This window comes from Alkaliphilus peptidifermentans DSM 18978, assembly GCF_900101495.1.
Taxonomy (GTDB): domain Bacteria; phylum Bacillota; class Clostridia; order Peptostreptococcales; family Natronincolaceae; genus Alkaliphilus_C; species Alkaliphilus_C peptidifermentans.
The window spans coordinates 1-13,405 of sequence record NZ_FMUS01000046.1; the positions used below are offsets into that span (position 1 = coordinate 1).

A 13,405-nucleotide genomic window follows, 5' to 3' on the forward strand; every position below is an offset into this window, starting at 1 on the left:
ATCTCTTATTTCCATTTCTACTAATTCTAGTAATTCTTCGTCGTCTACCATGTCACACTTGTTCATAAATACTACTATATATGGTACTCCTACCTGTCTAGATAAAAGTATATGCTCTCTTGTTTGTGGCATTGGTCCATCTGCTGCTGATACTACTAGGATAGCTCCATCCATTTGTGCTGCTCCTGTTATCATGTTCTTTACATAGTCAGCATGTCCTGGGCAGTCTACGTGAGCGTAGTGTCTGTTTGGTGTTTCATACTCTACGTGGGCTGTTGATATTGTGATTCCTCTTTCTTTTTCTTCTGGTGCCTTGTCAATTTGATCGAAGGCTACTGCTGATCCTGTTCCGTATCTCTTGTTTAATGTGATTGTTATTGCTGCTGTTAATGTTGTCTTCCCATGGTCTACGTGTCCTATTGTTCCTATGTTTACATGGGGCTTATTTCTTTCAAACTTTTGCTTTGCCATTATTTTTTCTCCTCCTTGATATAAAAGTAGTATTATCCAAAAGTCGCATCAATAAACCTCTTTTAAGTAACATATAGGGAATTATATGCTTAGAAAACTATATTGTTAAGTCATAAGTGCGTAGTAGGTTTTAAACAAATTAACCTTTGAAATCATCCATAAGGAATTTGTTAACCGGTATTTGAATAATTCCATATATTGCATACCAATATTGAATGCCACTTTCAGTGGAACATATTATTTTCTGGTCTGTTTGTTATAAGCTTGAGGACCATTCTGTAACAAGAAAACGATGCCGGGTGTTTCTAAAGAGTGTAGCCTCTGAATATACATAATTTTCAAGGCCTTTTAATAAAAGGCCTTGGTATCTTCATAGGTTATTAACAACCCTGCTCGTAAAACATTTTACTATGTAATAGTTATATATGTCAATACTAATTGAGTTTTTAACTATTTCTTACTTCTAGGTATCTCTCTAGCTTTCTCTTTACTCTTTGCAAGGCATTATCTATTGATTTAACATGACGCTTTAAGTCTATGGCAATTTCTTGGTAAGATCTACCTTGTAGATAAAGCATTAAAACCTTCCATTCTAAATCACTTAATATTTCTCCAATTTTCCCCTCAATATGACCTAGCTCTTCACGGCATATAATTAACTCTTCAGGATCAGTGATTTTTTGTCCGGAAATTACATCCAAAAGAGTTCTGTCGGATTCTTCATCATAAATTGGTTTATTTAATGATACATAAGAATTCAAAGGTATATGCTTTTGTCTAGTTGCCGTCTTGATTGCAGTGATGATCTGTCTTGTAATACATAGCTCTGCAAACGCCTTAAAGGATGAAAGTTTGTCGGGTCGAAAATCTCGTATAGCTTTATATAGACCGATCATTCCCTCTTGTATTATATCTTCACGATCAGCCCCTATTAAAAAATATGACCTAGCCTTAGCTCGTACAAAATTACGATATTTTTTTATTAGCAATTCCAGTGCAACCAGATCACCATTTTTTGCGTCTTCAACCATTGTTTCATCAGGTATATCCGTACTAATTTCTATAATATCTCTTTTAGCAGCACCCCCGCCAACAATCACACACATCGCCTCCAACAATTTGTAAAATGCCCAAAATTATGACTCTATTATATACCATTACATTATGTAAAGTCAAGTAAAATCATAGCTTGCGTCTGAATTTTTCGAGTTTTTCCAATATTGACTCATCAATCCGATTTGACAGTTAATCCTTTATCTTAATACTATCCCTTCATAGATCTTTGCCTAAATACCTCATACATGAGTATGGCAGCTGCCACTGATGCATTTAGAGATTCTATTTTTCCTACCATAGGAAGCTTAACTATAAAGTCACATTTTTCTTTTATTAGTCTTGATATTCCTTTACCTTCACTTCCTATAACAAGAGCGATTGGACCCTTTAGATCTTGATAATAATGCTCTTTTTCTCCAGACATGTCGGCACCTGCAACCCAGATTCCTTCATCCTTCAATTTATCAATAGTTTGAGCTATATTTGAAACTTTAGCAACCGGAACATATTCGACGGCTCCTGCCGAGGTTTTCGCCACCACTGCTGTCAAACCAACCGATCTACGCTTGGGAATAATAATGCCATCTACACCTACTGCATCTGCAGTTCTCATTATAGACCCTAAATTGTGGGGATCCATTATCTCATCTAGTAATAATATAAAGGGTTCTTTATTATTCTTTTTTGCTTTTTCGACGATGTCTTCCACAGTACTGTAATGATGTGCTGCAACAAAGGCTATAACACCTTGATGGGAGTCAGATTCTGAAAGTTCATTAAGTTTTGCCTTTTCAACATATTGAATTGGTATTCCCTTATCCTTAGCTGCACCGATTATCTTTTTTATTGATCCTTCCGAAGCACCTTTTAATACCAGGATTTTATCTACCTCTCGTCCAGCACGCAATGCTTCCATAACAGGATTTCTTCCTTCTAATTTATCTATTTCCATAGCATCACTCCGTTCATTTGTCCTTTATTAAGCTCATACAGGAGATCCCTCTTGACTCTTCACTCTTCACTCTTCACTCTTCACTCTTCACTCTTAATTCTTAATTCTCAACTCTTAATTAGACTTTAAATTTTTTTCTAACTTCGTTAATGTAGCCACAAGTCATACCTCCTTCAGGGCATGGTCCACTAACACAATTGGGCCCGCTATACTTAAATACAGTAGGGGCAGCCTCCCTTACCAGCATAAGCATTTGAGTTGCCAATTCTCGTATCTCCCATTGGGCCCTATTGCAGCATCTATGATGAAAGAAATTAAAAAGCGCCCTTGCATTCATTGTAACAACAATCTTTGTTTCGCAGGCATTTGGCAAAACAAATCTTGCATCTTCAATAGCCATTTTTTCTGCCATGTTCTTAGCCTGTTTTTCTGTTTTTCCTTCTTTTATCAGTGTCTCATAATGTGCATCAAACAATAACTGAGCCAATTGATCATAGGCTTGTTGCTGAAGCTCCATTGTTTCGACGTAAATTTTGTGGGCCTTAGAGATTTTCTTTATTTCTGGAGGCACAACATATTCAAAGGCCCCCTCAGTAACATATCTTTGGCTTTTTTGTGAATAGCTACTACCCACCCTATGTCTTACAAGTTGATGTGTTAGACTTCTTGATACCCCTTCAATACCAAAGGTAAAGTTAATATGCTCGAAGGGAGATTCATGACCTAATCGAGCAAGCATGTCAATAAATCTCTTAACTTCTACTTCATCAAGCTTATTCATTAATGATTTAATATCGCTTGATGAATAGCAAAGCTTTGCAGCAGAAGCAATAATCTTTTCTGGTTCTGGTGTAAATGTAATTAAAGTTGCTTTACATTTGGTTTCCATTTTCAGTTCCCCCTTTAATTTGAACTTGTGTATCTCTATATGGTAGTATATGCATAAAATAAAACCTTATTTTTGCACGATATTGACCTTCTAAGGTTTCACTCACCCATTGATTATTTTCAATATCCTTTGTAAGTATAATAGTCTCTCCATCTGCTGTCACTTGCTTTATATCTACAATACGATATGAAATTATGGGTTTTAAAATACTATCATAGCTTGATTCAACATTTAATAAAACAAAGTCATGATATTTTTTCATATCCCCCTCCAGTTGCCCCACTGGATCAAGCCACAGAGATTTTACCAATAGAATAATTACAAAGAAAATAGTAATTACCAACATATTTCTTATACGTGAATTCATTACTGTCTCCCCTTATTATAATTCCAAATTTTCATCAATAATATGGATTGATTTCTTCATTATTTCAAATAATCTTTCATTTTTTCCCAAATAGAACAAATACCCTAGTAGTGCTTCGAAGCCTGTAGCATACTTATAGTCTATTAATACAGCATTCTTTGGTGATGTGGATATTTTCTGGTTTCTTCCTTTTTTAACAACATCCCATTCACTTTCTTCTAAGTGGTCCTCTAGGGCATGAACAGTTATTGCCTGAGATTTTGCCTTAACGTATCGAGTTGCCTGTCTATGTAGTATATTAACTGATGTATTGGTTTTGTTTACAAGGTAATTTCTAATAAACACCTCAAAAATAGCATCTCCCATATAGGCCAATACTAAAGGTGCCATCATTTTCACTTCTCTTTCTGTTTTTATTCCATGGGTTGCCTGCAATAAATCAATAAACTCGTCCATATATAACCTACCTTTTCAAAAGTCAGTGTGTAATATATAATTCAGGCGGACAGGGTCGTCCGCCACTACATCTTCATAAATCGGGCATGCATGGAAACCTGCCCTTATATAACTAATTATTTTGTGGAAATGTTGAAGAAATGTTGAATATTGAATGTTAAATGTTGAATGTTGAATTTATAGAAATTTCTTTACGGAAATTTCACATTTTAGATTTTGCATTGCTCATTCCTCATTACTCATTACTCATTACTCATTGCTTTTCTATTATTCATTGCTTTATTAATATTATATGTTATTACCTCTATTTTAGCAATTTCTGCAGTCTCTTATATATAGTAATAAATTACCTTTTATAAATTGCATCAATAGTCCTAATGGGCAAAACAACTAGATTTTTCTAAAGCCTTAGGATCATCATGCCCCACAGTAGTTATACTTTTCTCCATTTCACTCCTTGGGGTGTATCCTCAAGTACTATACCTTTTTCCTTTAATTGATCTCTAATTTCATCGGATAGTTTGTAATTTTTGTCCTTCCTTGCCTGTTGTCTCTTTTCTATTAGCTCTTCTATCTCCGTCTCAAGAACCTCATCACCTTTGTTTAATAATCCTAAAACTCCAGCAAGCTCTAATAGTAGATCATATGCTGTTTTAAGAGCAGTCTTCGGGGATTTTGCAGAGATATTTGAATTGATGAACCTAACTAAATCAAATATTACTGCAATACCATCTGCTGTGTTAAAGTCGTCATCCATAACCTTCACATATTCATCTCTATAGGAGGGTAATTTCTCTAACCATTCTTTTTCTGTAGCTTTAATATCTTCATCATTAGCATTCTCTATTAGATGCTCTAGATTTTGTTTAGCATTATATAGTCTATCCAAGCCATTTTTAGCAGCCTCAATAAGCTCCTTACTAAAATTAATGGGGTTTCGATAATGGGCAGAGAACATAAAGAATCGAACCACCTCTAAATCGTACTCCTTAGCGATGTCCCTAGGTGTAAAGAAATTATTTAGGGACTTAGACATTTTTTTATTGTCTATATTCAAATATCCGACATGGACCCAATAATTTGCAAAGGGTTTTCCTAGAGCTGCTTCAGTTTGTGCTATTTCATTTTCATGGTGTGGAAAAACTAAATCTCCACCACCTCCATGAATATCAATGGTTTCACCTAAATATTTTTTAACCATTGCGGAGCATTCAATATGCCATCCGGGTCTTCCTTGCCCCCATGGACTTTCCCAACTTGGCTCATTTGGCTTTGTGGCCTTCCATAATACAAAATCAAGGGGATTTTTTTTATCTTGATTCACTTCAATCCGAGCTCCCGATTGTAGATCATCAAGACTTTGCTTTGATAGCTTTCCATAGCCATAAAATTTATTTACATCGAAAAAGACATCACCATTAACCTCGTATGCAAATCCTTTATCTTCCAATTCTTTAATGAAGCTAATTATCTCAGGAATATTTTCAGTAACTTTAGGATGAAAATCTGCCTTTTTTATCCCTAAGCTTTCTGCGTCATAAAAGTACTCTTTAATATACCTTTCACTAACTTCCTTCGCACTTATATTTTCATCTTTGGCTATTTGTATTATTCTGTCATCAATATCAGTGAAATTTTGAACAAATACCACTCGATAGCCTCGATACTGAAAGTACCGTCTCATTGTATCGAAGGTCATAAAGGTTCTGGCGTTTCCGATATGAAAGTAATTGTAAACAGTAGGGCCGCAGGCATACATTTTTATTTCTCCAGGTGTAATTGGAACAAAGCTCTCCTTTTTTCTCGTAAGTGTATTATATAACTTCATCCTCTTGACTCCTCTCCATGTCGTTTAATCGTTTTTCTAAAGCAAATAATTTTTTTCTTAAATCATGTAGTTCATCCGATACAGGATCAGGTAATTTTGTATGATCAAGGTCTATTTCATTATACACAGGTCTTATTTTCTTGTTATCCTTCACTACAATTTTTCCCGGCACACCTACAACAGTACAGTTGGGAGGTATCTCCTTTAGAACCACTGATCCTGCTCCTATTTTTGAGTTATTTCCAACCTTAAAGGGACCTAATACCTTTGCTCCGGATGAAATTACTACGTTATCCCCTATGGTAGGATGTCTTTTTCCCTTTTCCTTCCCAGTTCCACCTAGAGTAGCACCTTGATATATAGTTACATTATCCCCAATTTCTGTTGTTTCACCAATTACGACACCCATTCCGTGGTCAATAAAAAGACTTTTACCAATCTTTGCTCCAGGATGTATTTCTATTCCAGTCATTAATCTTGCAATATTTGAAATGACCCTCGGTAATACTACCCAGCCTCTTCTAAATAGGGAATGGGATATCCTATGAATAATGATTGCGTGGAGTCCAGGGTAGCATAATAGAACCTCCAATGTATTTTTTGCAGCAGGATCTCTTTCGAAAATAGCCTTGATATCTTCCTTAACCGTCCTAAAGAATCCCATATTTACCTTCCTCCTCTCATAATTATAACAAAAAACCCCACCTCTAGTATTAAATACTAGAGACGGGGTTATTCCTCGCGGTTCCACTCTAATTGAATAAATCATTCCTCTTTATGGTCGATAACGGGACCTTCCGTTTTGCTCTACTTAAGTTCAAGCAACAGCTCCCAGGTGCATTTCAATTTATCCGTTATTAGAGCTACTTTCAGCCAATGATAGCTCTTCTCTACAATTCGGTGTAAATTTACTTCTCCTGTTCACAGCCTTTAAATTAGATGCTCTTTTACATATTGTATGCGGGATAATAGATTTTGTTTACCTAAAACTTTTATAACTAAATTAATATCTGGTCCATGGGCTTTACCTGTTATAGCCACTCGAATAGGCTTGAATAGCATAGGACCTTTTATTCCTGTTTCTTTTTGTATTTCTTTAAAGGCTTTTTTACCAAAATCTGACTCTATTTCATTAGTGGCATTAATCTTTTCAATCAAGGTGTCTAATAGTAATGCCATATGCTCCACCTTCAATAATTCTTTAGCCTCATCATCCTCTGGTTGAATCTCAGTCTTAAAGAAAATATCAACCTTCTCAGTAACCTCAGCCACATACGAGATGCTTTCCTTCAGCACCTCCACCATATCCTTTAGCCATTCATACCTTTCAGCCACTTCTTCTGAATTAATATATCCTGCATTTATTAAATGGGGTATTGCTAAATCAGTTATTCTTTCTATTGATGCTTCTTTTATATAATGGCTATTTACCCAATTTAATTTATTAATATCAAAAACTCCGCCACTTCTTGAAACCCTTTCAAGAGAAAACTTCTCTTCCAGCTCATTCATAGAGAATATTTCCTGATTATCCTCTGGGCTCCATCCAATTAAAGCAATATAGTTCACTAAAGCCTCTGGTAAGTAGCCTTTTTTTACAAAATCCTCAACTGCTACGTCTCCCTGCCGCTTACTTAGTTTTTTCTTATCTGCATTAAGTATATTTGGCAGATGTACATATTGAGGAGGGTTCCACCCAAATGCTTCGTATAGATATACATGCTTTGGTGTTGATATCAACCACTCTTCCCCACGAATAACGTGAGTGATGCCCATTAGATAGTCATCCACTACTACTGCAAAATGATATGTGGGAAATCCATCGGATTTTAATAATACTTGGTCATCCATATCCTCTGTATTAATAACTACATTTCCTCTTACCACATCATTAAAGGCTATGTCATAATTATTAGGAAGCTTCAGTCTAACTACGTATGGTTCTCCTGCTTCCTTTCTCCTTGTTATCTCTTCCTCCGATAAGCTTTTACAAAAGCCATCATATTTAGACAATAATCCAGCTGCCTTTTGATCTTCCCTTATTTTATCAATTCGTTCTTTTGTGCAAAAACAGTAATAGGCATTACCACTTTTAATAAGCTTTTCAATGTATTCCTTATATATAGGAAGGCGCTCAGATTGAACATAGGGTCCAAAGTCACCTTTTTCCAGCAATTGTCCATCTTCTGCCATTACAATACCTTCGTCATGATTTATACCCGCCCAGCCCATGGAGGAAAGCATTCCTTCTATAGCACCTTCAACAAATCTAGTTTGATCTGTATCTTCAATTCTTAGTATATATTTGCCATTGTTTTTTTTAGCATATAGATAGTTATATAAAGCTGTTCTCAAGCTTCCTATATGAACATACCCCGTTGGACTTGGTGCAAATCTTACCCTTACCGACATATTTTTCCTCCTATGCTTCTATTCGATTTTATATCATATTATATCCTATTATCATTAACATATCAAGGGAGGAATCCCATAGAAAATAGATAATCATTAGTGTCACCAGATGTTGAAATTTTGAACTAATTGTTACCTGTTAGTTTATTTAACATACCCAATATTGACTCAAATAATCTTCTAATCATTTCTATTATTCTGTCAAAGAAGGACATCACTTCTTCATTTTGTCTTGTAATCTCTCCTAACTGCTCTCTAACTTGATTAATATTTAAGTCAAGTCTAATTATCTTTGACATAAGTTCTGTTATATTATTAACCTGTTCAATGGTCAACTCAATATTTAATCTACCTGCCACCTCAATAACTACCCTGCGTATTTCCTCTGTTTCAGTTATATTTTTTTCAATTATTATTTCTTTTATCTCTCTAATTAGTCGGCTGGCGTTATCTGTTCCTATATCTTCTCCCAGCTCACCCGTTGTAACCATCTCTTCATTAGCTATTTGTTTTTGCTCTACTGGTATAGCTTGCCCCGTCACCGCTTCAAAGGCTTTAAGTATACCAGTTAGAGCGGCTGTCCCAGATACATTAAACGGCGCTGCTGCTATTACCTTAGCATCTTTAACGCCCGCAGTTGTCAATGCATTTTCATACATTTCCTTTGTGACCCAGTCTATATTATATGTCTCTATCTGAATGCCTTCTCCATTTGACCCTTCTTCTACATAAGCTGAAGATATTGCCCTTGTACCTATTCTTTCTTCTGGAATAAGACCCGATAAATATTCCCGTTCTTCCTGATTAGAGACTGTTAATATCCTTACATTGCCTCCTTGCACTCCAAACATATTAAGCATTTGCTGCTGCTGCTCAGTATTTAAATCTTCACCTAATGTAATGACTATATTATTTTGACCTAAAACCACTGTAGTTAGGACAATAAAAATGATTAATGTAACCAATAGACCTCCAATATACTTTCTTGTCATATTAATTTCCTCCATCAGTTCATTTTATATTCTATTGTCCCACAAGGTCTTGGATTTATACTACTGGCAAAGTTCAGCTTAGTTGACACCTCACATAGTCTATAACCTCTTCCATTGCCTCTTCCACCGGCATTACCCTTCTACTATCTTGATGTCTATATTTCAATTCAACTTCGCCTTTTGGTGCATCCTTTCCCACCACTATCCTAATGGGTATTCCTATTAGATCAGCATCCGTTAGTTTTACTCCTGGGCTTCCTTTTCTATCATCCAACAGTACTTCTATGCCCTTTGACTTTAAATCTGTATATAAGCCTTCAGCCAGCTGCAGTTGATCTTCTTTAGAAGGATTAATAATCGTGATGATAACATGGTATGGAGCTATGGCAAGGGGCCATTTAATTCCTATCTCATCATAGTTCTGCTCCACCACTGCAGCTAAGGTACGGCTAACTCCAATACCATAGGAACCCATCCAAAAAAATTGTTCCCTTCCATTTTCATCTAAAAAAGAAGCCTTTAGTCCTTCACTATATTTCGTTGCCAGTTGAAATATATTACCAACCTCTATTCCCTTGGCTAAATTTATTCCATCGCTACATCGTGGACATAGATCACCCTCTTGAACCACCAGTAAATCATCAACAATATACCCTTCAAAGTCAGTACCGTAGTTTACATTTTTGATATGGTAATTTGTTTCATTTGCCCCAACTATAAAGTTAGTCATTTTTGTGATTCTAGCATCAACATACAATTTGACATCTTGTTTAAGATTAATAGGACCTGCAAAACCCACCTCTGCTCCAGTTACTTTTTCTACTATTTGTGGACTTGCCATTTCAATTTCATGCTCTGGAACTTTCAGTAAGTTCATTAGTTTTGTTACGTTTAATTCACGATCACCAGGAATACATACCGCCACTACACTTCCCTTAACTTCAAACAAAAGTGTTTTTACAAAGCTTGATCCATCAACATCAAAAAATTCCTTTAATGCTTCTATCGTTTTTATATCGGGAGTAAAAATTTTTTGTTTTACAGTTTGACCTTCGGCACTATTCTTTATTTCATATGAACATATTGCCTTCTCATCAGTTGCAGAATAGTCACAGCTAGGACAGTAGACCACTGTACTTTCACCGTTGTCGCACATGGCCATAAATTCATGGGAGTCACTATCCCCCATAGCTCCTGCGTCACCCTCTACAACTCTATAGTTTAAATTGCATCTGTTAAATATTTTCTCATAGGCCCTCCACATCTCTTTATAGGATATTTTCATTGCCGCCTCATCCATGTCGAAGCTATAAGCATCCTTCATTAAAAATTCCCTTGCTCTAATTAAACCAAAGCGGGGCCTTCTTTCATCTCTATATTTTGTTTGAATTTGGTATAAATTTAATGGTAATTGCTTATAGGATTTTAATTCGCTTCGAATTAATTCAGTAAAGATTTCCTCATGGGTAGGCCCAAGACAAAATTCTCTTTCGTTGCGGTCCTTTAACCGAAACATCTCAGGACCAAAAGCCTCCCATCTACCACTATCTTCCCATAATTCCTTGGGTTGAATAGCAGACATCAATACCTCTTGCCCACCAGCAAAATCCATCTCTTCCCTAACTATTTTCTCAATTTTTCTCAATACCCTATATCCCAATGGTAAATAGGAATACACGCCAGATACTAGCTTTCGTATCATTCCAGCCCGCAGCAAAAGTTGATGACTTGGTAGCTCCGACTCTGCTGGTTTTTGTCTAAGGGTAGGTAAGTACATTCTTGACATTCTCACTTTATATTCCTCCTTAACTTAGTATTACAAAAGTCTTTGGTTTCCCAAAGACTTGAGTTAGTATACTTAATACGCTTTTGCAAAGTATGCCATGGTTTTTGCTGGCTTACCGCAGAAGGGGCATGAGTCTCCTAGGTTTTCCTGCTGAAATGGTATACACCTTACAGTTACACCAGTTTCTGCTTTAATGTTGTCTTCACAGCTTCTTTCTTCACACCACATTGCCTTAACAAAGCCAGGGCGTTTTTCCATTATTTCCTTTAATTCATCAAAGCTCTTAACATAATAGGTTTTTTCATCTCTCATTTTCATTGCTTTTAACAGAAGGTTATTTTGAATATCCTCCAGCTGCTGCCCTACTGCCTCATGGATACTTTCAAGTGAAACAGCTTCTTTTTCTAAAGTATCGCGCCTAAATAGCATTACTTGATTGTTCTCGATATCCTTAGGCCCAATTTCAATTCTTAGTGGTACACCCTTCATTTCCCACTCGTTAAACTTCCAACCTGGCGAATAATTTTCTCTATCGTCCAACTCAACTCTAAAGCTTTCTTTTAGCTTAGAATAAAGCTCCATTGCCTTTTCCATTACTCCACCCTTGTGACTGGCTATAGGTACAATTGCCACCTGAGTAGGTGCAATTTTCGGTGGAAGCACCAAACCTCTATTATCTCCATGGGCCATAATTACTCCACCAATTAATCTTGTTGATACTCCCCAAGATGTATGATATGGATGTTTAAGCTCTCCATCACGATCTAAAAATGTGATTTCAAAGGCTGTAGTAAAATGTTGGGCTAAATTATGGGATGTACCTGCCTGTAGTGCTTTCCCATCGTGCATTAATGCCTCCATAGTATAGGTGGCGTGGGCCCCAGCAAACTTTTCTTTTTCTGATTTTTGACCAATAACTACTGGAATAGCCAATACCTCTTCCGCCATTTCTCTATAGATATTGAGCATTTGAATTGTTTCGTCTTGTGCTTCATCATAGGTTTCATGTAGGGTATGGCCTTCCTGCCATAGGAATTCTGATGTTCGTAAAAATGGTCTTGTACTCTTTTCCCAACGAACTACACTGCACCATTGATTGTAGAGGAATGGTAAATCTCGATATGACTTTAGCCATTTAGAATACATCTCACATATTATTGTTTCTGAGGTTGGTCTAACACAAAGCCGCTCTGCTAATTTTTCCTCTCCTCCATGGGTTACCCAAGCCACCTCTGGAGCAAATCCTTCAACATGTTCTGCTTCCTTTTTCAAAAGGCTCTCAGGAATTAGCAATGGAAAATAACAGTTTTTATGCCCGGTTTCCTTAAATCTTCTGTCGAGATGCTGTTGTATGTTCTCCCAAATAGCATAACCGTATGGCTTGATCACCATAAATCCCTTTACTGGCGAATAGTCTACTAAATCAGTTTTTCTAATTACATCTGTATACCATTGAGGAAAGTCCACCTCCATTGGTGTAATCTCACTTACAAATTGTTTATCCTTCTTACCCATAGTAAAACTCCTCTCTCTTTCTTGATTATGTATAAAAAAAATTAAAAAATCCCTCGTCTCAACAAAATAGAGACGAGAGATTATTCTACCCGCGGTACCACTCTAATTAACCTCTGAATGAGGTTCACTTAAAAGACTTAACGGCGTCCACCGGAAGGATCTACTATTTTCAATCATTCAACTCAAGGATGGGTTCAAAAAATCTAACATGAAAACCTTTCAGCCATTGGATTTTCTCTCTTAAAAGCTCGATGATTTTACTATTTCCTATCACTGTCATTACATATTCTTTTCATTAGAATATATGAAACCATTATTCATGTCAAGGCGTAGATAGCATTTTTTTCAAATAATAGTTACATCTACCCGAGTTTTACACCTAATAATTAAATGATAAAACACCAATCCTGGTAATACTAATGTGTACTAGGAATTTTTTATGTCAAATTTTATACTTTTATCTGTTATTCTATGTTATTCTATGCTATAATTGTATTGGGTGATGATTATTATGTTCTTAAAAAAAGATAAAAGACCAAACGGCCGTGTTTACCTATCTATCGTTGAAGGGTTCAGAGAGCCTGGTACTGGTAAAACCAAACAAAGAAAAGTTAAAAGCTTGGGGTATTTGGATGACCTTGAAGGTAAATACGATGATCCCATTGCCTTCTTTACTGAATT

At 36.1% G+C, this 13,405-nt stretch carries 12 protein-coding genes and 2 other annotated features; all 12 genes read right to left on the minus strand.

The window, feature by feature from the left end; genetic code table 11:
• Positions 1-471: GTP-binding protein (locus BLP68_RS20460; protein WP_143003137.1), on the minus strand; the 471-nt coding region annotated here is incomplete at its 3' end.
• Between the two features lie 446 nt (positions 472-917).
• Positions 918-1,538: an RNA polymerase sporulation sigma factor SigH gene (gene sigH / locus BLP68_RS20465; RefSeq protein ID WP_334292598.1), complete on the minus strand. Its 621-nt coding sequence runs from the start codon at positions 1,536-1,538 to the stop codon at positions 918-920.
• A gap of 197 nt (positions 1,539-1,735) precedes the next feature.
• Complete coding sequence (gene rlmB, locus BLP68_RS20470) at positions 1,736-2,479, minus strand: 23S rRNA (guanosine(2251)-2'-O)-methyltransferase RlmB (protein ID WP_091547551.1); 744 nt, start codon at positions 2,477-2,479, stop codon at positions 1,736-1,738.
• A 118-nt stretch (positions 2,480-2,597) separates the two neighbouring features.
• Complete coding sequence (gene thyX, locus BLP68_RS20475; protein ID WP_091547553.1) at positions 2,598-3,368, minus strand: FAD-dependent thymidylate synthase; 771 nt, start codon at positions 3,366-3,368, stop codon at positions 2,598-2,600.
• Complete coding sequence (locus BLP68_RS20480; RefSeq protein WP_091547555.1) at positions 3,352-3,735, minus strand: hypothetical protein; 384 nt, start codon at positions 3,733-3,735, stop codon at positions 3,352-3,354. Before BLP68_RS20480 ends, thyX begins: the two co-directional genes overlap by 17 nt.
• 15 nt (positions 3,736-3,750) lie before the next feature.
• On the minus strand, positions 3,751-4,191 hold the full coding sequence (locus BLP68_RS20485; protein WP_091547556.1) for a Mini-ribonuclease 3: 441 nt from the start codon (positions 4,189-4,191) through the stop codon (positions 3,751-3,753).
• A 433-nt stretch (positions 4,192-4,624) separates the two neighbouring features.
• Positions 4,625-6,019 carry a cysteine--tRNA ligase gene (gene cysS, locus BLP68_RS20490; RefSeq protein WP_091547558.1) on the minus strand — a complete coding sequence of 465 codons (1,395 nt, stop codon included), beginning with the start codon at positions 6,017-6,019 and terminating at the stop codon, positions 4,625-4,627.
• Positions 6,006-6,683: a serine O-acetyltransferase gene (gene cysE, locus BLP68_RS20495; protein ID WP_091547560.1), complete on the minus strand. Its 678-nt coding sequence runs from the start codon at positions 6,681-6,683 to the stop codon at positions 6,006-6,008. The genes cysS and cysE overlap by 14 nt, the downstream gene beginning before the upstream one ends.
• Before the next feature lie 55 nt (positions 6,684-6,738).
• Positions 6,739-6,953: a binding site (T-box leader), on the minus strand.
• The gene (gltX, locus tag BLP68_RS20500; RefSeq protein WP_091547562.1) at positions 6,950-8,431 is read right to left on the minus strand and encodes a glutamate--tRNA ligase; all 1,482 of its coding nucleotides are present in this window, start codon (positions 8,429-8,431) and stop codon (positions 6,950-6,952) included. (Overlaps the previous feature by 4 nt.)
• Positions 8,432-8,556: 125 nt before the next feature.
• A complete protein-coding gene (locus BLP68_RS20505) occupies positions 8,557-9,423 on the minus strand; it encodes a DUF1002 domain-containing protein (protein WP_091547563.1) in 867 nt (288 codons plus the stop codon).
• Positions 9,424-9,496: 73 nt separating this feature from the next.
• On the minus strand, positions 9,497-11,209 hold the full coding sequence (locus BLP68_RS20510) for a proline--tRNA ligase (protein ID WP_330389252.1): 1,713 nt from the start codon (positions 11,207-11,209) through the stop codon (positions 9,497-9,499).
• 72 nt (positions 11,210-11,281) lie between these two features.
• On the minus strand, positions 11,282-12,724 hold the full coding sequence (proS, locus tag BLP68_RS20515; RefSeq protein ID WP_091547567.1) for a proline--tRNA ligase: 1,443 nt from the start codon (positions 12,722-12,724) through the stop codon (positions 11,282-11,284).
• A 65-nt stretch (positions 12,725-12,789) separates the two neighbouring features.
• Positions 12,790-13,007: a binding site (T-box leader), on the minus strand.
• Positions 13,008-13,405: the final 398 nt, after the last annotated feature.

Coding starts and splice junctions, on each gene's coding strand:
- rlmB (WP_091547551.1), bottom strand. CDS start 2,479: ATGGAAATAGATAAATTAGAAGGAAGAAATCCTGTTATGGAAGCATTG.
- thyX (WP_091547553.1), bottom strand. CDS start 3,368: ATGGAAACCAAATGTAAAGCAACTTTAATTACATTTACACCAGAACCA.
- BLP68_RS20480 (WP_091547555.1), bottom strand. CDS start 3,735: ATGAATTCACGTATAAGAAATATGTTGGTAATTACTATTTTCTTTGTA.
- BLP68_RS20485 (WP_091547556.1), bottom strand. CDS start 4,191: ATGGACGAGTTTATTGATTTATTGCAGGCAACCCATGGAATAAAAACA.
- cysS (WP_091547558.1), bottom strand. CDS start 6,019: ATGAAGTTATATAATACACTTACGAGAAAAAAGGAGAGCTTTGTTCCA.
- cysE (WP_091547560.1), bottom strand. CDS start 6,683: ATGGGATTCTTTAGGACGGTTAAGGAAGATATCAAGGCTATTTTCGAA.
- gltX (WP_091547562.1), bottom strand. CDS start 8,431: ATGTCGGTAAGGGTAAGATTTGCACCAAGTCCAACGGGGTATGTTCAT.
- BLP68_RS20505 (WP_091547563.1), bottom strand. CDS start 9,423: ATGACAAGAAAGTATATTGGAGGTCTATTGGTTACATTAATCATTTTT.
- BLP68_RS20510 (WP_330389252.1), bottom strand. CDS start 11,209: ATGTCAAGAATGTACTTACCTACCCTTAGACAAAAACCAGCAGAGTCG.
- proS (WP_091547567.1), bottom strand. CDS start 12,724: ATGGGTAAGAAGGATAAACAATTTGTAAGTGAGATTACACCAATGGAG.